Genomic DNA, 25122 nt, shown 5'->3' on the forward strand with positions numbered 1-25122 from the left:
AAAGTCTTGGTCCCGTAATCACGTTCGTATTTGACTAATTCCAAGAAATTTCTTGGGCCGTCACTAAGCACATCTCCGATTCCTTCAATCTTCTCGAGAGCCTCTCGGGTTCTCGCTTCCGTCCGTTTCAGCGTTTCGGCTGTCTCGTTCGGAGGTGAGGCCAATTATAGAATTTTCTGGATGAATGTCAAGGGCATTTCTGCAAAAAAATTCACTTTTTTTGCGATTTTTCAAAGATAACTGTTTTTAATCCACAAAAACTACAATTTATTAACATTCTATCCACATTTATTTTCTCCAGGTTAGCGCTTGAATGCCCGACTATCCCCATTTTTTCATTTCATTATTCCACCCCATCTTCTAAAAAACTCGAAAATTCTAAATTTGGCACCAAAATTAGGAGGATTCATGCAGCTTAAGCACCACGCTTTGGCAACAACAGCCGCATTTTTCATGTTGAACCTGGCTAGTTGCAGCGATTCAGAGAGCAACGCAGACTTCGCAATCGAGGCTCCATCCAAATCGCCCCTTGAAACTTGCAACGAAGAATACAACGTTGACGAAAGTGCCTACTGGGAAGAGGGTCTATCGGATAACACCTATCTAAAGACTTTTGTATGCGATCGCACAAGCTATTTCCTGGATTACTACGGCGCCACCTGTACAAAGGTCAAATACAACGAACAGAAAAACCGGTTCGACACAACCATCCAGGATAGTCACGGGACCTACGAAATCTACTCCGTCCATTCTTCCAGCGACGCCTACGCTTGCACCTTCAAGCTGGGAACCGACGCGGCCTACATCGCAGTCATTAGCGACATGGGCATTTGGAACATCCCCAATTGTCTCTGCAAGAAAGAGGCTGGAACAATCAGCTACATCAAAAGCGACGCCCTCACCTCCTCCGAACCGGAACACTCCACCCAAATTGAATACGAGCAGTCAAGCAGCAGCATAGAATGCAGTTCCAGTTCTTCTATGAATTTGTCCGTAAATTCATCCAATACAGTTTACTACAACGCCGTATCCAGCAGCTCGGAATTCATTAGTTCAAGTTCCTCATCACTCTATTCATTGGAATACTTTGAAGATTTCGAAGGCGATTATACTTGGGAAAGCGGAACACTTGAGAACGGCTATACAGGAAAGGCTTTGACGCTCGTGAACAAGAACGTCCAGCTGCCCATCGCCATGGAAGACACCCTCCCCCAGGGAACCATCGAATTCTATTTCAAACCCGGCGAAAACTTTGACTACAAAAGAAGCGCTCTGGTGGGAAACAACGAAGGACGATTAACTTTTGTTGTCAGCGAAAGCAAGCTTTTCTTCTTCAAGAATGGAAGCGATCGATATGACTATGTTTCCGCCCCAGTTGTATTTAAGGACGGCTGGAATAAAATCGCCGGCCAGTGGGACGGATCAAAAACAGCCATATTCCTGAACGGCAAACAACTGGCCTACATCATGGACCCTTACGGTTACAGTCCATCATTCCGAGCACGCAACGACCTCTACATCGGCTACAAGAACACATGCTGCATGACGGGTATAAGCGGCGTATCCAATTTCATGGTAAAAGGTTCCTTCGACAACATAAGAGTAACTTCCCAGTTACTTTACGATTTCGAATAAACAAAGCAAACAAAAAGGGAAACTCACCAAGGTGAAATCCCCACACAAAAAAGCCGACGAAATTAATCGCCGGCTTTTTTTGATTTTCATTGAGTCACGTGATTCCCGCAGGAATCGCAAACTTAGAATTCGATAATCTTGTCGTTCTGCAACATCTGTTCGAAGGATTGTCTTTCTCGGACAACCTTCATTTCGCCGTTGGTGTACATCACTTCGGCAGCGTAACGACGGCTGTTGTAGTTGCTGGACATTGCAGCACCGTAAGCGCCAGCATCGTGGAGAACCAGGAGGTCGCCCACCTTAGCCTTGGGGAGCTTGCGGGTCACGACGAAGCCTCCTTCTTCCTGAGTGAACACGTCACCGGATTCGCAGAGGGGGCCGCCAACAACGGCGTCAACAGTTTCGTTCAGCTCGCGGCCATCGCGGGCGATGACAGAGATCTGATGGTAGGAACCATAGAAGCTGGGGCGAACCAGGTCGGTAAAGCCAGCGTCCACGATGTAGAACAGATTGTCGCCCTGCTTCTTCACAGCGCGGATTTCAGCCATGAGGTAGCCGCTTTCTGCAACCAGGTAGCGACCCGGTTCCACTTCCAGGTGAACGTCGTGACCGATGCTCTGCTGGATCTTCTTGCGGGCGCCATCCCAAATGCCATAGTAGGCAGCCATGTCGATGTGCGGGCCCTTGTTTTCTTCGTGGTATTCGATGGGAAGACCACCGCCTGCGCTGATGGTGCGGAGGTGAGAACCGAGACGACGGCTAGCGTCGCACATGGCGTCGGCAACAGATGCCAAATGTTCAAAGTCAGAACCGGAACCGATATGCATGTGAAGACCAGTGATCCACATGCCGTTTTCCTGGGCAAGCTTCACGCAGTCCTTGATCTGTTCGTGCCAGATACCATGCTTGGAAAGATCGCCACCAGTGTTAGTCTTGCGGGAGTGGCCATGGCCAAAGCCCGGGTTCACGCGGATGGTGAGTTCGGACTTCACACCGGCATCAGCCAGCTGCTGGATCATGTCCGGGGAACCCACGTTCACAGCGATGTTGTGTTCCTTTACCAGTTCCAGAGCATCCTTGTCGAAAATGTCGGCGGTGTAAACGATTTCAGGAACCTTACCCTTTTCGCAGCCACCCTTGTAGCCAGCCTTGAGAGCACGGACAATTTCACCGGCGCTCACAGCGTCCACCACGCAACCCTGCTTGCGGACCAGGGAGATCACGCTCAGGTTGGGGCAAGCCTTCTGGGCGAAACGCACGTTATCAAAAACCTTCACTTCCTTGCAACGCTGTTCGATTGTTGCGCGGTCGTAAATCCAAAGCGGGGTGCCGAACTGAGCGGCAGCCTTCACAAACTGTTCTTCGGGGATATTAGTGTTCTTCATGTTTTCCCTTTTCTGGCGCGGCGCGCCTCATTAAATTACAGCGCGAAATTTAGAATATTTTTTTGGCTGTTGCTGGCTCGCGCCAGCCGGGCCCTTGCGCTATAAACGCCTCCGGCGTTTTTCGTTCAACCGGGTTCTGGGAACGTCTTACAAAAAACGTAAACCCATTCGAATGGCTACGCCACTGCGGTCCCTAACAGAAACTCTAATTTTATCTTCATGGCTTTTTTCATATCGAACCTCCAGAAGGACTTGCGCTGATATGACGTTTACTTAAAGTTCGCAGTTATCTTCAAGCCGTCTTCAGGATCAATGGTGCGAGTTGCGTCCTTGACGCCATCACTCCAGCCTATGAATATTCCGCCATCCTTCGGCACAGCAGTAAGCGTCACGGGCGTACCCTTGAAGAACTTGATCTTCAGTGAGGATTTATCCAACGGCAAGTAATGAACCTGCACATTGCCATTGCCAGAACTTGCGAGAGTCACGTCCACCATTTCGCCCAAGGCAAAATGTTCCTTCATTTCGTTGCGGACCACATCCTGGCGGGTGGTGGCGAAGGTCTTGATTCTGCCTTCATGTTCCGTCATAGTAGCCACGTTCTTGCTCCAGCGTTTTTGATCGCGGGCTACTTCGGCGGTGATGGCTCCATTCAATTTTTCCATGCGGGCCACCACACGTTCTGCGCTAAAGTTCATGCAAAGAATGGCGGCTATCTGGTTGATGAACGCGGCCTTGAAATTTTCATTCTTCAGCAACATGCGCAAGTGCTGAGTGAATTCAGGATTGTTGGGCCAGCCGGAACTTGCAGCCGTCACAAACTCAAAAATATTTCCCTTCAAGTTTTCCTGTTTATCAGTCTGGGAGTTGTCAAAGGCCATATCCGTATCGTACATGAACCACTTCCAGGGAGTCTTGGGGCAACTCCCACGCCAAACCTTGCGATTGTTGCCGGGCCAGTCGCGATTGTTTGCAAATATTTCTGCAGCATAGTAGTTGATGAAATTGTTCAAATCCATCTGCTCATTCACAGTGGCCACATCTTCATCAGTCATGGTCTTAGTAAGCAAGAAGTTGGTCAGCGCAATGAAATCCACCGGGGAGCCTGTGATAGATTCAGCGGAACTATTCAAGATGTCCACCTGGTCCCCGTCCAGATTGTACTTGGCCAGGTAATAATTCTTGTTGGAGGATTCGCGAATGTTATGAATGCCGTAGTATTCCCCGTTATAGAAAACAATGGAGGCGCGGCCATGCTGATAATCAATGCCCAGGCCTTCCGTAATGGAGGAAGCCAACATATCGCGGATGTAATCAAAGTGATAGTTGTTTCCGTTGTTGCGCAGTTTGAAGCTCTTGAATTTTTTCAAGTCAGGAAATTCCGGGAACAGCACATAATCCAGTTTATTCTTTCCGTACTTTTCGCGGAAGGTAATTTCCACAGATTTCTTCGCCCAAGTTCGGGTGGCGTTACCGCTAATGGCAAGACCTGCGTTCTCGCTGAAGCCGCTCACCTTTTGACCGGCTTCCAGCAATTCAATGTTCACAGGAATTTCCTTGTCGCCCCAGAAATTTTCATTCATGAACAAGCCGGAATCGGCATGGAACATCTGCAGCGGATCGCCAGTAATAAATACGGAAGCGACCGTAGGCTGGTCTTCAAAAACATAAGTGCGGTTGATGACGTTTCCAGGAACCGCACCGTTTTCAAAAGTAGCACAGCGCAAAACCGTGGTGGTATCAATCTTCAAACTAGTAACCATCAGCGGGCTCGTTGCTGTGGGAACAGTACCGCCCTTTTCACAGCGGATTTCATCATCAGTTCCAAAGGCAATAGAGAAAGGCGCAGAATAAAAACCGGAGTTGGGGAATTCTGTTTTCACAGTTTGGGGAGCATTTTCCACAGCGCCTACAGTTTCACCATAAGGCGTTGCATTTGCGAAGCCCCACTTCGCGAAGGTACTGGTAACTGCGCCGGCGACCACACCATTGACTGCCGCAATTTCTCGGGACCAAGTTTTTCCGATAACAGCCGCCGGATACATCACGGAATCCACAAGCTGTTTTTCGCCATTGAACAAATAAAGGGAACCGCCTTCCTTCTTGGACTTGAAATTGGCGTGAGGTTCGTTTCCGCGGCTATAGGCGATATAACTGAAAACCTTAATATCTGTAGCAAGAGAATCGTGATAATCCTTGTCCAGGCGAAGACCCGTAATTTCAGCCAGGTTGGGATAGTCAGAATGAAGAGGCGGCCTAATGGAATAAACCGTGTTGGAATCTCCCGTTCCCACCAGCATCTTGTTCCAGCTTTTAATTTCGCGGAAACCCTTCTGCAAAATCTTGAAGTAGACTTCGTGATCCTTGGGGATGTAAGCCTTCAACTGGAACTGATTTGCCTTGGAAAGATCCACAGGAACCTTACCCTCGTTCGTCGAGCCGATGGTCAATGACAAAACGTAATAACCCAGGGACGACTTCACGGGAATCATCTGGGCGCCGGCCCTATTCACTCCGTTTTCCACAAAGCAAAAATCGGACGCACCATCCAAAGGTTTTATTTCGCTGGCACCACGACCAGGATAATTTACCGCATCCGTTTCCCCTTCACAATAGGAACTCAAAAGATTGACAGTATCATGGGGCGCCACATAGTCCGGCAAGTTTCTCCCAGACAGGTAAACAATCATGTGGGACTTTGGCTGAACTACCACATTGCCAAACTGGAACTTGGTCTGTTCCGCCTTGGAGTTGGTCAGATAATAACCCTTCAGGTTTACCGCCGTATCTGCTGGATTATAAACTTCCACCCAACCGGCGTCACCACCTTCTTCATCCTTGTAAGACAAATTCACAAGGTCCACTTCGGTAAAGATGACCGGAGGATTTTTCAGCGCAACAACCGTGTCTGCCGTAGGGTCCGTCGCGGAACCTGCCGACAAGTCCTCTGCGGAACTTGTCAAGGAATTTGAAGATGTTCCCGCCAACGAATCAACCGACGAATCTGAAGAACCGGAAACTAAACCGTTAGAATTTTCCTCACCTGACGAAAACAAATAATCTTCAGAACCCGATGACAATTCATCCATCGGAGCCGTGGAACTTTTATCGTCAGAGCCGCAAGCCCCAAGATTCAGAGCCAACGCGCCCAAAATTCCCGCAAAAAAGAACTTCATTCCCTTCACAATATTCTCTACCCACACTTGTTTAAAATTTCTCCATAGAGAATCTAATTCTTTACCGCAAAGAAAATTCTACCCAACAAAGAAACTTTCCCAATAATCCAGGCATTCTAACCTAAAAATGAAAAGGCCCCTCCTTAGAGGAACCTTCTCAAACGCAATTTGTAAAATCAGCAAATTAAACGTGCATGATCTTGTTGTCGCCTACGTCCCAGTTTTCACCGTCGCAAACAAACTTGTATTCATAATCGCCCGGAACAAGTTCCAGCTTGATCTTCCAGAGACCAGTCTTCTTGTCCTTCTTCAGCATGTCCACATCAACCATCCAGTTGTTGAAGGTACCTGCGATAGAAACGGTGGTAGCCAGCGGACAGTCAGCAACGACTTCCTGAGTAACCTTCTTGGGAGCGGCAGACTTCTTTGCAGCCTTGGCGGGAGCCTTGGGAGCGGCCTTGGCAACAGTCTTCTTTTCGGCAGCGGGCTTTGCAACCTTAGTAGCAGCCTTTGCTGCAGGCTTAGCGGCAGCCTTTGCAGGAGCCTTCTTAGCAACAACCTTTTCTTCGGCCTTTACAGCGGGCTTCTTTTCGGCGGGCTTTGCGGCCTTGGTGGCAGCCTTTGCAGCGGGTTTAGCAGCAGCCTTCTTGGCAGCCGGCTTTGCAACTACGGTCTTAGTACCTTTAGACATTTTATTTTCTCCTTGGTTTTTATTTAAGCGTAAAGATAGTAAAATGTAATTTATCCGTCTAATGTTTGTTTGCAAATTCCATGCCAAGCCGTTACATGGTCTTGCGAGTCCTTGGCAAAATTTCTAACTTGCAATTCATGAAGCAGATTATCGCACCTAGCGTATTGAACGCAAACTTTTTGGAACTGGGTAACGGCCTCAAGGCTATCGAAAACGGCGGCGCAGGCCTCGTTCACCTGGATATCATGGACGGTCATTTCGTCCCCAACATCAGCTTTGGCCCGGGCATTTCCGCCTGCGTCAAGAAGGGCACCAGCCTCCCCCTGGATTGCCACCTGATGATTGCCAACCCCGAAAACTACGTGGCTGAATTTGCTAAGGCCGGCGCACACCTCATTAGCGTCCACGCCGAAACCACTAACCATCTGGACCGCTTGCTGCACCAGATTGCAGAACTTGGCGTAAAGCCCGCTGTGGCCATCAACCCCGCAACCCCGCTTTCTAACATCAAGCATGTGCTGGACATCGTTGACATGGTCCTCGTCATGTCCGTGAATCCGGGTTTCGGCGGCCAGAGCCTCATCCCCTATTGCCTGGACAAGATCCGCGAACTTCGCCAGATGAAGCCGGAACTTGACATCCAGATCGATGGTGGCGTCAAGCTGGACAACATCCTGGCTTGCAAGGAAGCTGGCGCAAACGTATTCGTGGTAGGTTCCGCAATCTTCGGCAAGCCCAATCCCGAAGAAGTCTGCAGAGAGTTCGTGAAACTCGTCAACGGCTAATTGACCACACGTCACGCTGCACGTCATGCCGACGAAAGTAGTGACAGCCTCGTCACCCTGAGGAAACTCACTTGCGTCATCCTGAGCGAAGCGAAGGATCCAAAAAACTTAAAACCCCGACACTTTTGTGCCGGGGCATTTATTATTAAATCCATCGTTGACTTTTTTTACTTCACCACTTTTCCATTCACACGGAAAATTTTATTGTCGAAGTGTTCACCGCCACGAACCTTGATTTGGTAATCATCGCGGAAAATCATAGGCAGGTTATTGTGGCGACGATCGTTCCGCACAATGGGTTTTGCAATAGCCTCAATCACTTCGCCCGCATCAGCAGTCAAGCGTACCGCCACAATGGACTTTGCAGGCACTTCGAGAGCCACTGTACCAGCACCGTCAACAGCCGCGGAAACTGTTGCGGTCCCCATCTTCAACGCATTGCTTTCGTGAGAAACGAAAGTTTCACCGCTGATTTCTGTCAATGTCAAAGTTTCTGCAGAGGCTCCAACATTCTTCAAGCCCTTCACATTCAAGGAAACACTCTGGGCATCCTTTTCTGCGCGGTTCACAAGAATCACCGTCATGGAATCTCTTGCGTTGCTTACAGAGGAATAGGCTGAAAGCAAAGAATCGTTGCTGGATTCAGACTGCACTCGGAATTCCCCGTTATAGCGACTAAAGAGGTGCAGCACTTCGTACATGCCATCGCCCCATGTCCAGGGAGTGAAAATTTCCACACCGTGATCCATAAAGGTTCCAAGCCAGGATGCATATGAAATCGCCGTGGTCATGGGATCTTTCTCGTCAATAATGGAAGTTTCGGTAAGGCCCAAGGTAATGCCGTGACCTTTACCGAAATACTGATCCAGCCAACCATTCACACGTTCGAAAATATATTCCTTGGTCTGGTTGTTATCCCACTTGCCGCTGACCAACTTAATACCATTAGCACCAGAATAATTGTAGGTGGTATCAAAGAAAACTCGGTGCCAATTGACACGTTCTGCGTAAGTCTTTTCCGAGGGATACCAGTGCATGTCAAACACGTCAAGCATACGGACGCCAGACTTTTTCTGTTCTTCGGCAAGGCGCTTGATAAAGTATTCAAGCCAGCAATAATTACGGTCTTCGCCTTTGCCTAGGCCAGACTTGCCTTCAGACGCACCCGTAGTACACCACTGCCATTCGTTTGCAACCACAGGACCCGTCAACTTGATTTCGGGCCAAACGGTGCGGGCCTTCTTGGCCACGTCAACATAGCGTTCCACCAAGAAATCCGGATCCATATCCAGCGGCAAATCTCCGTGGGTGCCGTTCCAGATTTCCATTTCATTGTCCATGCTCCAATACTGGAGTCTGGACATGTCGTACTTCAATTCTTTTGCCCAGTGGTCAATAATTCCAACAGTGGAATCGGCGGGCCAAGGCTCGCAATACAAGCTGTAATCACCAGCCTTGATGAGAGTCTCTCCATCGTCGGCAACTTCGCCACCGCCAGCCAAGTCAAGGGTTGCCTTGGCCCAGGTATCGTTATGAGCCTTGTAGAAAGTCCAATCTGCAAAGTTGTATTCGTTGGTGGCGGCCGCATAACCTGTCAGCTGGAAAGCATACATGGCATCTGCTTGAGGCATGTTGTCCAGAATCTTCTTGGCGGTAATGTCCCAGTCCACGGCATTCACGTTGTTGTACCAGTCCGGATGAACGGTCAACTTTTTTCGCCAGTTGTAGCGGGTAGAATTGTTGCCGTAGTTTGCACGGATAAAACGGATGCCGGCCTCGTTCATCGTATTGATGGAAGTCTTGTCCTCATCACTAAGGCGGGCGCTATCGGCACTGACCTTGTCAATGTTACGGCCATAAAGATAAGGTGAAATTTTCTTGACGCCGGCAGATGCATCCACCATTACAGAAATCTCCGCCTGGGCAGATGTTCCGAGGAACGCCACCAGAGAAAGCGCAGGAACCAAACTTCCCGCAAAACCAAACAACTTTTTCATAACACCACCTTTTTTTGTCGGCGCCACCCGACTTTTATTTCACGGCTTTTCCATTCGCACGGAATGTCTTACCACCATGCAACTCGCCACCACGAACTTTGATTTGATAACCGTCGCGGAAAACCATCGGCTGGTTATTGCGAGTGTTGCTCTGATGAAGATTTTTTATCCCGAGAGAAGTCGGTCCTCGAATATCCTTTGGACGAACATAGGTTTTGCCCAAGTATAACCCATCCACAGATTTTTCGCACATAAAGATGGATTCGTTCACATTGGCAAAGGAAATCCCTTCGACTTGCAAGACGACATCGTACTTGCCTCGAGAGCTTTTTCCTTCAATGGTAAATTCATTCATTCCATCAAAGGTCAAAGTTGTATCAGAGCCATCAACAACAATGGAGCGTCCATAAACTTTTCGCAAGTCAAAAACATCACTGATATCCATCTCGTATGCTGCCGGGCACACATCACACGGATCTACATCCTCGATAAACACAAGTTTTGCAGACGCAGATTTCGTCAGATTTCCAAAGCCCACATTCTGAATTTTGAACTTTGCTCGGAACAAAGTGTCGTCATACAAAGAATCCGGCAACCAGGATTCTCGCAGAACAAAGCGATAACCTAGATGATCTTCTACATACTTATAAGCAGTTGCACCAACATATTCGGAATCGGGTGCACGAAATCCCTTTCCAAATTCAGGACCGAGAATGGAGTCCTTCATGTTCTGGATTGTTTCGTAATGCCATTCCCAATTCAAATAGCTTGTATGGGTTCGGAAACCTTCATAGCTTAAGTAGCGTGCCGTATTCATGGGATGGTCGCCATTGTAATTCGCCACCATTTCACCACCATAAGGCGTATTCAAAGAATATTGTTCCAACCAGGAAATCATCATTTCGCGAGTAAGCTTTGGATTGCCCATGGTCACTGTGCCCAAATCCGTGGTGCTTCCCAAATAGCCATCGTTGTACATGCCCACACGATAGATGGTATCACCCTTTGCTTTTACCGCAGCCTTGAACACATCGGAATTGATATCAAAATTTTCGTAGCCAACCTTGGTAATGTTGCCAGCGTCATCTCGAGTTTCACTTTGCACGCCCAGCCAATAAGCAACAATATCTGGACGACGCACGCCCACCTTAATGGATGACGGGGTATTCACAATCATGGTCTGCAGGGCTTCTGCGATTTCTGCATTGCTGCCATTGTTACTGGTATGCTGTTCGCCCCAGCTGCCATACATTCCAAGTTCCACATAGGTAATGACATCCGAATTCTTTCCATAAACTTCGGCCAACTGCTTTATATGGCCGAGAATTATTTTCTGAGGAGGATCCTGTTTTCCGCGACCATCAATATCGTAGGATGTACGGACAATGACCTTATTGCCTTTTTCTCTAGCATTCGCAAAAGTGGAATTAAGAGCCGCCAAAGCGTCGTCTGTCAAAGGTTTGGAAACACCGTAAATCGTATCGCGGGGAGTCTTGCTAGAATCAATGGATTGTAAGCCCTTTTCGGAAAAGGCGGAAATGTCCACACGTAAATGAGTCAAAGGCTGAGAAATTCCAACAGCCTTATTGTCGGATTCCTTAAGGCGCAATCCCTGGGTACGATACCAGCCTCTGCCAGGATTATTCAGAGACTTTCTAGAATCACTATACTTCAAATCCTGCAACGCCAGGGCAGAGTTTTCAGCAAAGGCAGAACTTACCGCGGCACATTCCGCGGCAACTGCAACACAAATAAAATTAAGGATTCTCTTTAAACTCATTATTAACCCAAACTTTCTTCTAAATATATACTCCCCAAAAGAAAAAGGCACCCCGCGCAAGCGGGGCACCTTCCCTACATACCTATTTTTTATTCAAATCTAGGGTCAAATTCCCTTTTTCGTGAAGATGGTATTGCCGAACAGATTTCCGTTCTGCAGCACACGCATAATGTACATGCCATTCTTCATGTCACCAATGCCAATGCTGAAAGTTGCGCTGCCGGCATTCAATGTTTGAGCCTTCACCAGGCGGCCATCCATGGAGAAAATCTTCACAGCCACATTGTTCTGCAACGGAGAGCTAGCTTCGATCTGCAACACATCGGAATTTGCGCGGGCACGGAGCTGCGGCACAGAGCTTGCAACTTTTCGGCTAGCAACAATTGCGTCGGTCGTATCTTCTACAACAGGTTCCGGCTTCGGCTTGTTACGCAACAGGCGCACTCCGAAGATACCGCCCACCATGCCGGTGCTTGCCTGGAACTTTACGGTAATCACCTTCTTGCCCTTCACCATTTCATCGGGAATGGGATACTTCACATTAACGAATTCATCCTTCTTCCACTTGTTGGAAATGTTTTCGCTGGCAAGCTTTTCGCCGTCGATCATGATGTCAAAGGCGCGGTTGCAACCTTCGTTGCCCCAGTAACGCACCATCAGGTCCAAAGAATCTTCGCTGTTGGTTTCCAGCTCGTAGCTAATGAATCCGCCATCGCCGCCAGAGCACTGGCCTGCATCACGGTAGAATTCACCCTGATGAGTCCCGGTAGAAGAATTTTCGTTCTTCATGCGATGATCCGCCTCGGGCTGCTGTTCGCCAGGGGCCACCTTGTCTACCGTCTTTTCATCAAGAGCCAAGGCTTCTTCCTGTTCCTTCTTCAGCTTTTCAAGAACGGCAGGATCCGTCATCACCATCCAATACATCATGTAACGAGCATCATGAACTTCGTAGAACGGCTCCAGCAACAGGTTAGCATCCTTCTGGGCGGCAAACAAGTAAGGAGCCTTGAAGTGCAAGGGTTCGCCCTTTACGGGGGTCAACTTAGAGGGAATGTCAGCCTTTTCACTGGCAAGCATGGGAGCTCCATCCAGAGACTGCAAGGCGCCACCTGCAATGTGGCTCCAGCGGCCATCATCAGCCACGAGACCGCTAAGGCCTTCCGTTCCCGTCTTGGCACTCAGCACAATAGGACCGTGAAGCAGCGCCACGTAATCGCTCATGCCGCGAAGTTCCTCGATATGAGTGTGCATGGGGTAAAGAACTTCCACCACGTCGCCAGCCTTTACAGTACCAGCAGAAACATAGCTGGACGCGTCAGACTTGGTTACCACAGTATCGCCATTCACCACAACCTTGAATTCGTCGGCCTTCACCCAGTAAGGATGACGCAGCATCATCTTGAAACTGCCGGCGCCGCTCACGGTAAATTTCGACACCTCACCCTTGGGGAACGCAGTCTCCTGCTTAATCTTAATTCCCTTTTCTTTCCAGTTCAATTCCGTCGCTGCATACAAATTCACGTACAGCGCGTCATTTTCCTTGGTGTAGATAAACTGGGCATACTTACCCGGGTTTTCCATGCCGGAGCCAACGCAGCACCACATGCCCGCATTCACCTTGGAGTAAACGCGGTAATGGCGGGGGCGTGCCGGAGTAAAGTAGCAGTAGCCGCCGTGCTTCGGATGGATTGTAGACAAAATATGGTTAAACAAGGCACGTTCATAAAAGTCCGCATACTTGGCGCTGGGCGTCATGTGGAACAGACGTTCCGTCAACTTCAGCATATTGTAAGTATTGCAGGATTCGGGCCCTTCACGTTCCTCGATGTACTTGTTGTACTTGTCATATTCCGGGAAGTGTTCAGAAATACTGTTACCGCCAATGGCGATACTGCGCTTGTTCACCACAATATCCCAGAAGGTTTCAGCGCCCGCCTTATAAGTCTTGTCGCCGCTCAGTTCCGCCACGCGGGCAAAGCCCACCACTTTCGGCACCTGGGTATTGGCGTGTCTATTGGAAAGCACGTCGTTGTTGGAAGCCATGGCATTCAACAGCCACTTATGGGACCACTTCTTGGCCGCATCCAGGTACTTGGAATTCTTGGTAATTTCGTAAGCGTCGGCGTACACTTCATTCATACCGCCGTATTCCGTACCCATCATGGATTCCATCTTGGAATCGTTAAGGCCGTTGGTAATGGTAATACCCCAGTCGCACAAAGCGAGGAACATATCCTTGGCACGAGTCACGCCGCCGTACATCCAGGCGTCACGCAAGCCTGCGTAAGTCTTGTGAATGTTGTACCAGGGCACCCAATAGCCGTTCTGAGCACCGGCATCGCCGTTCTTAAACTTGAGCCACATGGCCTTGCCGTTGGGCACGCCGCTGATATAGCCCACAAAATTTGCATCCTTGGAATTCTGCTTCTGGATGATTTCCAGTTCATCCACCACATATTCCATGCGCTTCTTGATTTCCGTATCGCCGGTAGCCGCATAATGCATAGCCAAGGCGCTCAAGTAGTGCCCCAGAACATGGCCATCCAAACCAGCCCAGTTGCTAAACTTGGTTGCCTTAGGCTTCATGCCCGCCTCTTCGTAGAAAGGCGCAATCAGTTTATCCGTATCGTAAGCCAGAAGGGTTTCGCCATTCAATTCCTGACGATCCTTCAAAGGACCATCCAGAAGTTTCACAGCCGACAACGGAAACATTTCCGTGTAAAGCTGATCCTGTGCAAAACCAAAATTTGCAGCAAAGGCCGCAATCCCAAGCGATAAGGCAACTACGCGAGCCTTTCCGCGAAAACCAACTCCGAACATAATTTGTCCCTCATATTATTCTACGTACACACACCAAGGGAACTTCCCCACCCTAAAAATTACGTCCGAAAAGGGCCTATATTCACCCCCTATAGCAAACAGTTTTGCAATTATTGCAATAGCCGTACAACGCAAAAAGGCCTCGCAAAAGCGAGGCTCAAAATAATAATCAGTTTTGCAATTTCTTCAAAGCCCCACACTCCCGCGACATAACAAAAAGGGACCCCGCCTTGGCGAGGTCCCCTTCAAAGTTTTCGCGCTATCCCGCGCGCGACCAATAAGTAAAATTACTTGGCGGGAGTATTAGCAATATTCAGGTAAATAGCCTGCAAGGCGCCAGCCACATAAGCCAGGGGAGCGTTCCAGTTAATGGCCACTTCGTTGGTTGCGTAGCTGCAACGGTTGTCGATGTAGGCCAGGGCCGGCTTGTCGGCAGCGGCATAGTTTTCGCACTTCCAGGATTCCTTGCCATCCAGGTTAATATCCTGCTTGCCAAGGTGCGGGCCACCCACCAGCATGCCAGGCACCGGATCGTCTACAAAGTCACCTTCGCTAGGACGGTGGTGAGGATTGCGGGCACTGCGATAACCGAAACCGGTCACATAGGAAATTTCCATGGGGTTCTTTCCGAGCAGGTAGTCCAGAACCTGCTGGGCGCCATCCACATAGCTCTTGTCGCCAGTCAGATAGTAGGCGTGGAGCAGCACCATGGCGTTGTTGGCCATTGCACTGTTGGAGCCCCAGTTCCAGCTCCAGGGGAATGCCGGCAGATGGTAACCGCTGGTATCGCCCACGGCACGGAGGTTGTTGGCCTCATCCATCACCACCTTCTTGGCAGCCTTGTTCAAGTCAGCACCGAAAGTGGCACCGTCCATGGCCACGCGGAAAGCGGCAAGCATATTCACGTTGCCCCACCAGGCGCCATCGGGAGTAAACTTGTTAGCCTTCAAGTCAGCCAGATAGCCACTTGCAGCCTTGTCCTTCTGGCCGGCCACCACCTTGGCGCGGTACAGTTCGGTTGCCGCCCAGCGGAATTCATCCTTGCCGTTTTCATCACCGGGAGCGTAGCTACCAGTCTGAACGTCATCAGGCTGCTTGTAAAAAGCCTTGGGATTCTTCTTGGCCCAGGCGTATGCCTTTTCGGCAGCCTTCAGGCACTGATCCGCATAAGCGGCGTCAAACTTCTTGTACACCACGCTGGCCTGAGCCATCACTGCGGCAAAGTCCAGAGTTGCGGTCACGTTCTTGATAATGGCATAACGGGGAGCGCCATCCTTTTCGGGCATCACGGATCCGCCGAACATCAAGGTAGTCACCTTGTGGTACACGCCGCCGTCTTCGTCCTGCATGGTCAGCATCCAGTCCAGATTATACTTGACCTCTTCAAGAATCAGGGGCATGTTCTTCAACTCACGGGGAATGTTCCAGGTGAGGGAGTCCATGTAGGTGGGGAAATTTTCATAAAGCTGCAGCAAGGTGAACACGGTAATGCCAGAATTCACCACATACTTGCCGTAGTCACCGGCATCGTACCAACCCTTGGAAGAATTGATAACCACATTCTTGCCAGCCTTGGGATGCTTCTTGCCCACGGACTTCTGGTAACCGGCAGCGGTACGTTCATCGGTACCGTAAACAATCACCTTATCGTCAGGATGGCCAGCAGCACGAACCCACTTTCCACCGTACTGAGCCTCGATAGGCATGCTGGCACGCTGGTAATAGAACCACTTGATGGCACCCTTGGCCAACTCTTCATAAACGCGATCGCCGATCACGATGGGGTTACCCAGATACTCGCCACCGCGATAAAGGCGGTAGGTACCCGGAGTCTTCACTGCAGAAAAATCATAGGTCTGGACTTCTTCCCCGCTGAATTCCCAGTCATAGACCATAGGGGCTTCCATGGTCAAAACGGTCTTTCCGTTCAAGTCGCGAACCTCAAGTTCGTTGGCATCGCTGCCCGGCACAACGGCCAACTTTTCGGAATTGGGGGTAAAACCCAGCTGGTTAATCAGAAGAGGGCCGGCAAAAGCGCTTGCAAGGGCTCCGGCACCCAGGACAGACAATACAAGATTACACGTTCTCATATTGCTCAATATACTTATAAAAAAAGCGCTTGTAATAACCTTTCGCCACATTTGCGTTTTCAAGAGAAAACAAATTATTCCTATTAGGAATGCTTTTTATGGGTGGACGTCAGACAGGTCCCGCAAACTGGATAAAAAAAGCCCCGGCTCCATTTCCATGGAACCGGGACGTTTCAAAGTTCTAGTAGGAACTAGCCCTTCTTAGAACGCTTGCTGTTCTTGATCCATTCAGTCTTGTGGACTTCAGGAATATCGTCAAGCAGCTTCAGGGTGTGCGGTTCGCTGGTGTTGTCCAGAACTTCTGCAGGAGTACCCTGGTTCACGATCTTACCTTCGTTCATGATGAAGATACGGTCGGAAACGTAGTTGGCAAGACCGATATCGTGAGTCACGAAGATCACGGTCATCTTCAGTTCGTCTTTCAACTTACGAAGATAGTCAAGGATGTTTGCACGAACGCAGGCGTCCACCATGGAGGTAGCTTCGTCAGCAATCAACACCTTCGGGCGAAGAGCGAAGATACGGGCGAGGAGCATACGCTGCATCTGACCACCGGAAAGTTCGAAGGGATACTTGCCTTCGATATCTTCGGGCTTGACATTCACAGCCATCAGGCCTTCGTCAACGCGACGACGGACTTCTTCCTTGGAGGGCTTATCCTTCAGGATGTTCAGAGCGTCTTCGAGCTGAGAGCGGATGGTAAAGAACTGGTTGAAGCAGCCAAACGGATCCTGGAACACAGACTGGACTTCGTTCCAGTGGTCCTTCAGGTTCTTGATGGGCTTGTCGCGATAGAGGAACTGACCGCGAGTGGGTTCGTACAGACCAAGCATGATCTTGGCGAGAACGGACTTACCGCAACCGGAACCGCCCACGATAGAGATGAATTCTTCGTCATAAATGTCGAAGGAAACATCCTTCACGGCAGTCTTCAGGTTCTTACCGGCACCGAAGTCCTTGCTAATACGCTTGGCAGAAAATACAACGGGCTTATCACTTAGCATAATCGCACCTCACTTGACGATCGCCGACAATGCGGATTTCTTGAGTGTTCTTCTTGCAATCCGGGCAGGCCTTCTTGCAGCGGGGAGCAAAGCGGCAACCCACAATCTTGTTCTTGAGGCTAGGAGGAGCACCTTCGATAGCTTCAGGATGGCGGGTACGCTGAGAAGCTTCGGTAGAGAGCATAGCGCCCATCAAAGCCTGGGTATACGGGTGACGAGGATCCTTAACGATCTGTTCGGCAGTACCGTATTCCACGATTTCGCCGGCATACATAATGGCGATATTGTCGGCCACATGATAGAGCAGCGGAAGTTCGTGGGTAATGAAGATCATGGTGCTGAAGATACCCTTATCGAGAAGGTCGAAGATCATGGAGATCACTTCCTTCTGGGTAGAAACGTCCAGAGCGGAAGTAGGTTCGTCAGCAATCACCATCTGGGGGTTCAGAAGGGTAGAAATACCGATCACGGAACGCTGGCGTTCGCCTGCGGTCAGCTGGATGGGGTAAGAATTCAGAACGCGGTCAGTGTCCATGCCGAACAGGTCGAAACGTTCACGGAGACGAGCGTAGATTTCCTTCTGGTCCAGCTTCTTGCCGGGCTGCTGGTGAGCAGCGATCACGTCGGCAGCGATGTCCTTGATCTTACGAACCGGGTTCAGGGCGTTGAATGCACCCTGAGGAATCATGGAGACCTGCTGAGCCAAAACGTTGGCGCGCACGTCTTCGAGAGAACGGTTCATGAGGGATTCCATCTTGTCGCCGTGTTTCACGCGGACGTCACCCTTTTCGGGGTACAGCGGCGGAATGCACATGCCCATAAGGCCAGACACGAGAGTGGACTTACCGCAACCAGATTCACCAGCGATACCGAGGATTTCACCCTTCTTCATGGAGAAGGACACGTCGGTAACAGCGTGGGTCTTGTCGCCAAAACGACCCAAGTAATAGAGGCCGAGGTTTTCTACTTCAAATACATTTTCAGACATTGTTACCTCTTACTTGCGGAGACGCGGGTTGAAGACGCCTTCCATAGAAGTATTGATCAGGTAAAGTGCGAACACGGTCAAGGTAACGACCAGAGTTGCCGGCAGGAATGCGATCCAGATGGAGTCAGCAAGAGCGCCGTTATCCTTAGCCTGGTTCAGGATGATACCCAGAGAAGTGGTATCCACAGGGCCAAGGCCGATCATAGAAATGGAAGCTTCGGAAAGAATACCGGAACCCACCTGCATGATGAACACCATGAACACGTAGGAAAGCAGGTACGGGAGCACATGCTTGATCACGATGGTCAGGGTGCTAGCACCGTTGATACGTGCCAGGGAGATATGGTCACGGCTACGGAGAGAGGAAGCCTGTGCACGAACGGCACGAGCAGACCAGCTCCAAGCGGTAAGGCCAATCACCACGCCGATAAGAGTCAGAGAACGGCCATCCTTAAAGGCAGAGCTGATGAGCACGAGAATCACGAACTGCGGGATAACGATGAACAGGTTAGTGAACATGTTCAGGACTTCGTCAATCCAGCCGCCGCGGAAACCGCCAAACAGACCAATAAGAACACCGAGAGTAGTAGCAATGATACCGGCAAGGAAGCCCACATAGAGGGAGTTGCCGAGACCTTCGATCAACAGAGACACATAGTCACGACCCAGGTGGTCGGTGCCAAGCAGGTGAGCGGAGCTGGAACCGGCATAGGGGCCAGCCAGGATGTCACGGGCATGAGTGTCAACACTGTAGAGCAGCGGTCCGAAGACAGCGATCAACAGGGTGAGAACGAAGATAGAGATACCGACGACGAACATCGGAGACTTGAGAAGGTTTCTAAAGAGCTTTCCCATGATTACTTACCTCCCATCTGGAGACCGGCCTTAACACGCGGGTCGAAGACTGCGATCAGGACGTCAACAGCGAAGTTTGCAACGAGAACGCAGGTAGAGATCATCAAGGTGCAACCCTGGATGGTAGCGTAGTCCTGCTTGTTAATGGCGTCGAGCATAGCCATGCCGAGGCCCGGGTAAGAGAAGATCATTTCGGTAATGAGAGCACCGCCCACCATTGCACCGAGAGACTGGGCAAGACCAGTGAGCTGCGGGAGCATAGCGTTACGGAACACATAGCTAATGATGCGGCCTTCACGGAGGCCCAGCCACTTAGCATACTTCATGTAGTCGGTACCAAGTTCATAGATGGACATGGAACGCATACCGGTAGCCTGACCGGAAAGAAGGATGGGGAAGCAAGAGAAGAACGGCAGGATGTAGTACCAACCGACGCTCTTGAGGCAAGCCCAGGAGAAGGTGAATTCCTGAATATCCGGGCTCATGTTACCCACAGCCGGGAACCAGCCGAGAGTGATAGAGAAGAGAGCCACGAGAAGCATACCGAACACGAAGTACGGAACACCGTTCAGGAACATAGCAACCGGGAAGAACACCTTGTCGAAGATGCCGCGCTTGTAAGCAGCGAAAGCACCGAGAAGGTTACCGATGATCCAACCCAAGAGGATGGTGGGAGCCTGGATCAAGAGGGTCCACGGAAGAGCGTTCTTGATGATGGTGGTCACTTCAGTGTTGTTGGCATAGGACTTGCCAAGGTCACCCTTGAACACGTTGCCAATGTAAGCGAAGAACTGAGAAACAGCGGAGGAACGCTTGGGTTCGGTCTTCATAACGACTTCGTCAACCATGACGGTTTCCTGATGTTCGGTCTGGTACTGTTCCATGACAGCCACCTTTTCGACCTGGGCTACCTTCTTCTTGGTCTTCTTGTCCTTGATCATGACCTGCTTGCCCTTGGCATCCAGGACCGGCTTTTCTTCGAATACGGGCTTACCTTCAGCGTCAACCTTCTGACGTTCAGCCATCTTCGGAGTGCCGTCTTCATTTACGTCCTTGACGGTAACGGTAACTTCAGCACCGTTTTCGTCCAGCTTGGCAACCTTCTTGGTGACCATCTGGCCGTTTTCGTCAACTTCCGGTTCGTAAACAGGATTGCCCTGTTCATCCAGTTCGGCCATGCCGAAAGAAACCAGGAGTTCGGCCTTCTTCTTCTGAGCTTCAGTCGGAGAAAGACCCTTACCGGCCTGACCCATGATGATGTCGACCGGGTCGCTACCGCCCACGCGGGGCAAAGCGAAGTTCAATGCCACTGCAAAGACGAAGGTCAGGAGATACCAGAACCCCTTCTGCAGGACATAGCGTAGCATAGGATATTGTTTAAGCATTTGTATTCCTTTTAACCTTTATTTTGCAAGCTTCAAGTTCCAGAGAATCTTGGTACCGGATGCAACCCAGGGGAGCTGGGCAGGAGCATACGGATTAGCGGCGGTGGGCCAGTTGGTCCATACGCGGTCGCTGAATTCGTAGAACTGTTCCGGCAGGTATACCAGCGGGATGGACGGCTGATCTTCCATGAAGATCTTGTTCAGTTCGCGGTAAGCCTTTGCGATTTCAGTAGAATCAGTCATCAGCGGAATTGCAGACAAAAGTTGGTCGACTTCCGGACGGTATTCAGGAGAACCCGGCTTGTTGTAACGGCCGATGTTCACGCCAGCCCAACCACCGAGGTCGGTCCAGTCACGAGAAGACATGATTTCGTTGAAGCGGCTCCAGGGGAGAGACGGAGTCACGTCGGCAACCGGCTTGTGCATAACCAGGTCGAAGTTGCCAAGACCCATAGCCGGCCAGTACTGACCACCATCCACGAAGCCTTCACGAATATCGATACCAGCCTTACGCATACCGTCAACAGCGATAGTGACCATAGCTTCCCAGTCGGTCCAACCGGCAGGGGAAGTGATGGACAAAGTCGGCAGACGTTCGCCCTTGGCATTTTCCATATGATCCAGGGTACCATCGTCATTGAACACAGACTTGAAGCCAGCTTCGGAGAGCATCTGCTTCACAGCATTCAGACGTTCAGCATCGTCGGTAATAGAGAGGTTTGCACCATACTTGGGCAGGTCTTCGTCAACGATGTACTTACCTTCCAGGTCGGTGGGCATGATAAGGCCAGCCTTCAGGGTGGAAGTATAGTTGGAGACTGCGAACTGACGGAGAGCAGTGTAGTCAATAGCGGTTGCGAGAGCGCGACGGAAACGCTTGTCGTTCAACGGTTCCTTAGTGGTGTTGATGACGAGCATGGGCATTGCACCCGGACGGAAATAAGGAGGTTCATCCCACCAAGTATGAACGCCGGCAGCAGCCTTACGGTTAATACGAGGAATGAAGCTCTGAGAAGCATCCAGGTTACCTTCGCGCATAGCGATGGTGTTATGTTCGTTGTTCTTGTAAATCGGGTGAACGATGTACTTAGGAGCAGGAAGCTGACCGTTATGGAGAGCGGCGTTGCCCCAGTAGTCGTCACGACGTTCAAGAATAATCTTGGTTTCGTTTGCAGAGCGGAGTGCATACGGACCGGACACCACGGGGTTCTGATCCATGGGCATCTTCTTCACTTCGTCCAGCCCCTTTTCCTTGATCATGGGTTCGAAGATGTGAGCCGGAGCGATACGGGTAGCCTGCAGCAAGTCACGAACGGTAAGCGGGTTGTTACGAGCCTGCTTGTTCACAATGAAGGAAAGACGTTCGGCAACCACACCTTCAGGTCCGTTCTTCAAAGTATCAACGTGAATTGCAGAAATCTGTTCAGCAGAGTTGATGGAACCGCGGAGAAGCATGAAGGTCACGTCGGTGGAGGTCACCGGCTTGCCATCGCTCCACTTTGCAGCGGGGTTCAAGTCAACAACGATACTGTCATTATTGGAAAGTTCTTCGACCAGGTGGCCCAGAAGATCTTCGATCTGACCGTTCAGGGAGTTATAAGTGATGAGCGGTTCATACATCAGGTTGAAGCGTCCACCTACCGGCCAAGATGCAGCCCAACTTTCTGCCAGGGGGTTGAAAGAACCCGGAGCAGAAGTCTGCTGGCCAGACAAGTAAAGCGTTTCCTGACGAGGCAATGCACCGCTAGCCAGTCCGCCTTCCGAAGATGCGTCGCCGCAGCCGGAAAGAAGCGCACCAGTTGCCGTGAGCGCAAGCGCCGTCCTGGCAATTGATTTCATTCCAATCATTTGTGTCCTCTTTAAGTAAGCTAAAAAAGCTTGTGTGAAAAAAATTCTCACGTAATATAGTTTTTAAAGAAAAATCTGTTTCCGAGTCAACCCGAAAATGCGTTTGCAACAGCAACCATGGCCAAAACAGCGAAATTTCGGGCCCTGCACGGCACTCAAAGTTTACGGAAGTTTACAAACAAGGACATTTTGAGCGGTACCAAGGAATCAACCATCACACTTTCACCTATTCAAGGTATGCGGGACCTACCTGCGCCCCCCCATTGTAAACAGGAAATTTCACAATCCACACCCCCCCCAGGAGGAACCTCCCTCCTCACAATCCTGGTGAAACTCCCCCACCCCCGTGTAAGCCCATCCCCGCAAACAAGCAAAATCTTTTTCGACGGATGCAAATATTTTATATATAAAATTTCAGATAAAAGAAAATCATACTTTAAAAAAAGAAAGCCCCGACTTTCATCGGGACTTCCTTTAAGCTTTTTGCTCTAGAGAAGAATTACTTCTTAGCAGCCTTCTTAGCGCAAGCCTTCTTGCAAGCAGCCTTAGGAGCAGCAGCCTTCACAGCCTTGCGAGGATCACCGGCGTAGACAGCAGCCTTGCCCAGTTCTTCTTCGATGCGGAGGAGGCGGTTGTACTTGCAGACGCGGTCGGTACGAGAGAGAGAACCGGTCTTGATCTGGCCTGCTGCAGTACCAACTGCGAGGTCAGCAATGAAGGTGTCTTCGGTTTCGCCGGAACGGTGAGAAACGATCGGAGCATAGCCTTCGTTCTGAGCGCGCTTGATAGCAGCGAGGGTTTCAGAAACGGAACCAACCTGGTTCACCTTGATGAGGATAGCGTTAGCGATGCCAGCCTTGATGCCTTCGTCAAAGATGGTCGGGTTGGTAACGAACAGGTCGTCACCCACGAGGTTGAGCTTGGAACCGAGCTTGTCGGTCATGACCTTCCAACCTGCCCAGTCAGCTTCATCCAGACCGTCTTCGATGGAGAAGATGGAATACTTGTCGATGAGCTTTTCATAGAGCTTGACCATGTCAGCAGACTTGAGGGTCTTCTTGGTGCTCTTCTTGAAGGTGTAGGTTTCCGGCTTGCCAGCCTTGGTGTTCTTGTCGCAGAATTCGGAAGAAGCAACGTCAAGAGCGATCTTGATGTCGGTGCCGAACTTGTAACCAGCATTGGTGGTTGCAGTCTTCAGAGCGTCGAGAGCCTTTTCGAGGGTCATAACGCCAGTGATTTCGTAACCGAACTTGTTCTTAGCCGGCTTGATGCTTACGCCAGGAGCGAAGCCACCTTCGTCACCAACGGTGGTGTCGAAGCCACCCTTCTTAAGGACAGCCTTAAGAGCGTGGAAGATTTCGGTCACCATCTGGAGACCCTTGGAGAAAGTCTTAGCGCCAACCGGAGCGATCATGAATTCCTGGAAGTCGATCGGAGCGGAAGAGTGAGCACCGCCGTTGATGACGTTGCACATCGGGCAGGGGAGAGTGAGCTTGGTGGTGCCGTGCATCTTAGCGATGTACTGGTACAGCGGCATCTTAGCGTCGTTAGCAGCAGCAACGCAAACAGCCATGGAAACGCCGAGGATAGCGTTTGCACCGAGCTTGTTCTTGAGCATGCGGTTGCCGTCGAGAGCGATCATAGCGTCATCGATTTCGACCTGCTTGGAAGGATCCATGCCGACGAGCTTCTTAGCGATCTTGGTGTTGACGTTCTTAACAGCGGTAAGGGTGCCCTTGCCGAGGTAAGTCTTCTTGTCACCGTCGCGGAGTTCGCAAGCTTCGCGTTCACCGGTGGAAGCACCACTCGGAACAGCGGCGTGACCGGTCACACCGTTTTCGAGGGTAACATCAACTTCGAGGGAGGGATTGCCGCGAGAGTCGAGGATCTGGCGGGCAACAACGGACTTAATTTTAGAAGCCATTTTATTTGACCTTTGGTTAGAGTGAAAAAATTTTCAACTGGGTATAATATAAAAAAAGTGATTAGTGGTTAGTGGTTAGTAGTTAGTAAAATGTTGAGAAAATGGGGGTGAAATCACTTACCCACTTGAGTCCCTCCCCAACGAACAAACAAACCTACAGCCCAATCTTTATTCGTATAGCGGAGGGATGCTCCCAAATCAATGTATGATGTAGATCTTCTTTCATTTTTTTTATAAACATAACGCAAACCGACATTCTCTACATAGCCCCACTCATCACTCCAGAACCAGCTTACCACATGGTGATAGTCAAACAAACCAAAACGCCCACTGTCCGTAAGACTCCAGTAGTTATTCCCCGAAATAAGTTCCAGCAAAACACCAAAGGGAATAGCCGCTTTTTCGTGAACGCTCCCAGCAATTGCCATCAATATTCCAACAGGCCCCACGAAGAAAATGAATTCATCCGAAATAATCTGATCTGTTTTAAAATTCAATTCAAAGCGAATAGCACTGAATCCCACCGAAGCGCGCTTCTTGTTTAAAAAAAACACAAATCATCAAAAGACCCCATGCCTCCGATTAAGTCAATATCAAATATTGCCGGGTTATCAACAGTTGCTATGTAGCTAAACCCGTAATGAAATCCTCCAGGCCACCAAGAATCACTAGCAGTTTTCATTCCGCTGGAAATATGCGGTTCCTCTTCCTGGGCTATTGCAGCCTGCGTACATGCAACAAGCAACATTATCGTAAAAA

The 25122-nt window shown here is 50.1% G+C and carries 17 protein-coding genes; 2 read left to right on the top strand and 15 right to left on the bottom strand.

Annotated elements, in window-relative coordinates:
- Window positions 1-408: 408 nt before the first annotated feature.
- The gene (locus BUB94_RS14600) at window positions 409-1635 is read left to right on the top strand and encodes a LamG-like jellyroll fold domain-containing protein (protein ID WP_073238399.1); all 1227 of its coding nucleotides are present in this window, start codon (window positions 409-411) and stop codon (window positions 1633-1635) included.
- Window positions 1636-1757: 122 nt separating this feature from the next.
- Here the strand turns inward: BUB94_RS14600 and lysA are convergent, their stop codons facing one another.
- The 3 genes from lysA to BUB94_RS14620 all read right to left on the bottom strand — a co-directional run bounded on the left by lysA (window position 1758) and on the right by BUB94_RS14620 (window position 6887).
- Window positions 1758-3020: a diaminopimelate decarboxylase gene (gene lysA / locus BUB94_RS14605; protein WP_073238402.1), complete on the bottom strand. Its 1263-nt coding sequence runs from the start codon at window positions 3018-3020 to the stop codon at window positions 1758-1760.
- 269 nt (window positions 3021-3289) lie between these two features.
- Window positions 3290-6196: a CotH kinase family protein gene (locus BUB94_RS14610; protein ID WP_139260263.1), complete on the bottom strand. Its 2907-nt coding sequence runs from the start codon at window positions 6194-6196 to the stop codon at window positions 3290-3292.
- A 184-nt stretch (window positions 6197-6380) separates the two neighbouring features.
- A complete protein-coding gene (locus BUB94_RS14620; protein WP_073238411.1) occupies window positions 6381-6887 on the bottom strand; it encodes an early set domain-containing protein in 507 nt (168 codons plus the stop codon).
- Between the two features lie 137 nt (window positions 6888-7024).
- Between BUB94_RS14620 and rpe the strand changes: the two genes are divergently transcribed.
- Entirely contained in the window at window positions 7025-7672 is a 648-nt protein-coding gene (gene rpe / locus BUB94_RS14625; RefSeq protein WP_073161461.1) for a ribulose-phosphate 3-epimerase, read from the top strand.
- A gap of 167 nt (window positions 7673-7839) precedes the next feature.
- On the opposite strand, the gene BUB94_RS14630 is transcribed toward rpe, so the two are convergent.
- The 12 genes from BUB94_RS14630 to BUB94_RS14685 form a co-directional block, all read right to left on the bottom strand.
- Entirely contained in the window at window positions 7840-9669 is a 1830-nt protein-coding gene (locus BUB94_RS14630; RefSeq protein WP_073238414.1) for a glycoside hydrolase family 44 protein, read from the bottom strand.
- A 34-nt stretch (window positions 9670-9703) separates the two neighbouring features.
- Window positions 9704-11449, bottom strand: coding sequence for a DUF4874 domain-containing protein (locus tag BUB94_RS14635; protein ID WP_073238417.1), 1746 nt, complete (start codon window positions 11447-11449; stop codon window positions 9704-9706).
- A 105-nt stretch (window positions 11450-11554) separates the two neighbouring features.
- Complete coding sequence (locus tag BUB94_RS14640; RefSeq protein WP_073238420.1) at window positions 11555-14269, bottom strand: beta-L-arabinofuranosidase domain-containing protein; 2715 nt, start codon at window positions 14267-14269, stop codon at window positions 11555-11557.
- A gap of 287 nt (window positions 14270-14556) precedes the next feature.
- Complete coding sequence (locus BUB94_RS14645; protein ID WP_073238441.1) at window positions 14557-16359, bottom strand: glycoside hydrolase family 9 protein; 1803 nt, start codon at window positions 16357-16359, stop codon at window positions 14557-14559.
- 191 nt (window positions 16360-16550) lie between these two features.
- On the bottom strand, window positions 16551-17363 hold the full coding sequence (locus BUB94_RS14650) for an ABC transporter ATP-binding protein (protein WP_073161444.1): 813 nt from the start codon (window positions 17361-17363) through the stop codon (window positions 16551-16553).
- The gene (locus BUB94_RS14655; RefSeq protein WP_073161445.1) at window positions 17353-18351 is read right to left on the bottom strand and encodes an ABC transporter ATP-binding protein; all 999 of its coding nucleotides are present in this window, start codon (window positions 18349-18351) and stop codon (window positions 17353-17355) included. The genes BUB94_RS14650 and BUB94_RS14655 overlap by 11 nt, the downstream gene beginning before the upstream one ends.
- Before the next feature lie 9 nt (window positions 18352-18360).
- Window positions 18361-19206, bottom strand: coding sequence for an ABC transporter permease (locus tag BUB94_RS14660; protein ID WP_073161446.1), 846 nt, complete (start codon window positions 19204-19206; stop codon window positions 18361-18363).
- A 2-nt stretch (window positions 19207-19208) separates the two neighbouring features.
- Entirely contained in the window at window positions 19209-20591 is a 1383-nt protein-coding gene (locus tag BUB94_RS14665; protein WP_073161447.1) for an ABC transporter permease subunit, read from the bottom strand.
- Between the two features lie 18 nt (window positions 20592-20609).
- A complete protein-coding gene (locus tag BUB94_RS14670; RefSeq protein ID WP_073238423.1) occupies window positions 20610-22439 on the bottom strand; it encodes an ABC transporter substrate-binding protein in 1830 nt (609 codons plus the stop codon).
- A gap of 499 nt (window positions 22440-22938) precedes the next feature.
- Window positions 22939-24363: a phosphopyruvate hydratase gene (gene eno, locus BUB94_RS14675; RefSeq protein WP_073238426.1), complete on the bottom strand. Its 1425-nt coding sequence runs from the start codon at window positions 24361-24363 to the stop codon at window positions 22939-22941.
- Window positions 24364-24476: 113 nt separating this feature from the next.
- On the bottom strand, window positions 24477-24917 hold the full coding sequence (locus BUB94_RS14680; protein WP_073238429.1) for a hypothetical protein: 441 nt from the start codon (window positions 24915-24917) through the stop codon (window positions 24477-24479).
- Window positions 24905-25111, bottom strand: coding sequence for a hypothetical protein (locus BUB94_RS14685; RefSeq protein ID WP_139260264.1), 207 nt, complete (start codon window positions 25109-25111; stop codon window positions 24905-24907). The genes BUB94_RS14680 and BUB94_RS14685 overlap by 13 nt, the downstream gene beginning before the upstream one ends.
- Window positions 25112-25122: the final 11 nt, after the last annotated feature.

It is taken from the genome of Fibrobacter sp. UWH9, from assembly GCF_900129715.1.
GTDB lineage: Bacteria > Fibrobacterota > Fibrobacteria > Fibrobacterales > Fibrobacteraceae > Fibrobacter.

Excerpts from the sequence above, each read along its gene's own strand:
- BUB94_RS14630 (WP_073238414.1), bottom strand. The coding sequence starts at position 9,669 with ATGAAAAAGTTGTTTGGTTTTGCGGGAAGTTTGGTTCCTGCGCTTTCT.
- BUB94_RS14670 (WP_073238423.1), bottom strand. The coding sequence starts at position 22,439 with ATGATTGGAATGAAATCAATTGCCAGGACGGCGCTTGCGCTCACGGCA.
- BUB94_RS14650 (WP_073161444.1), bottom strand. The coding sequence starts at position 17,363 with ATGCTAAGTGATAAGCCCGTTGTATTTTCTGCCAAGCGTATTAGCAAG.
- rpe (WP_073161461.1), top strand. The coding sequence starts at position 7,025 with ATGAAGCAGATTATCGCACCTAGCGTATTGAACGCAAACTTTTTGGAA.
- BUB94_RS14655 (WP_073161445.1), bottom strand. The coding sequence starts at position 18,351 with ATGTCTGAAAATGTATTTGAAGTAGAAAACCTCGGCCTCTATTACTTG.
- BUB94_RS14600 (WP_073238399.1), top strand. The coding sequence starts at position 409 with ATGCAGCTTAAGCACCACGCTTTGGCAACAACAGCCGCATTTTTCATG.
- BUB94_RS14645 (WP_073238441.1), bottom strand. The coding sequence starts at position 16,359 with ATGAGAACGTGTAATCTTGTATTGTCTGTCCTGGGTGCCGGAGCCCTT.
- BUB94_RS14640 (WP_073238420.1), bottom strand. The coding sequence starts at position 14,269 with ATGTTCGGAGTTGGTTTTCGCGGAAAGGCTCGCGTAGTTGCCTTATCG.
- BUB94_RS14610 (WP_139260263.1), bottom strand. The coding sequence starts at position 6,196 with ATGAAGTTCTTTTTTGCGGGAATTTTGGGCGCGTTGGCTCTGAATCTT.
- eno (WP_073238426.1), bottom strand. The coding sequence starts at position 24,363 with ATGGCTTCTAAAATTAAGTCCGTTGTTGCCCGCCAGATCCTCGACTCT.
- BUB94_RS14620 (WP_073238411.1), bottom strand. The coding sequence starts at position 6,887 with ATGTCTAAAGGTACTAAGACCGTAGTTGCAAAGCCGGCTGCCAAGAAG.
- lysA (WP_073238402.1), bottom strand. The coding sequence starts at position 3,020 with ATGAAGAACACTAATATCCCCGAAGAACAGTTTGTGAAGGCTGCCGCT.
- BUB94_RS14660 (WP_073161446.1), bottom strand. The coding sequence starts at position 19,206 with ATGGGAAAGCTCTTTAGAAACCTTCTCAAGTCTCCGATGTTCGTCGTC.
- BUB94_RS14665 (WP_073161447.1), bottom strand. The coding sequence starts at position 20,591 with ATGCTTAAACAATATCCTATGCTACGCTATGTCCTGCAGAAGGGGTTC.
- BUB94_RS14635 (WP_073238417.1), bottom strand. The coding sequence starts at position 11,449 with ATGAGTTTAAAGAGAATCCTTAATTTTATTTGTGTTGCAGTTGCCGCG.
- BUB94_RS14685 (WP_139260264.1), bottom strand. The coding sequence starts at position 25,111 with ATGTTGCTTGTTGCATGTACGCAGGCTGCAATAGCCCAGGAAGAGGAA.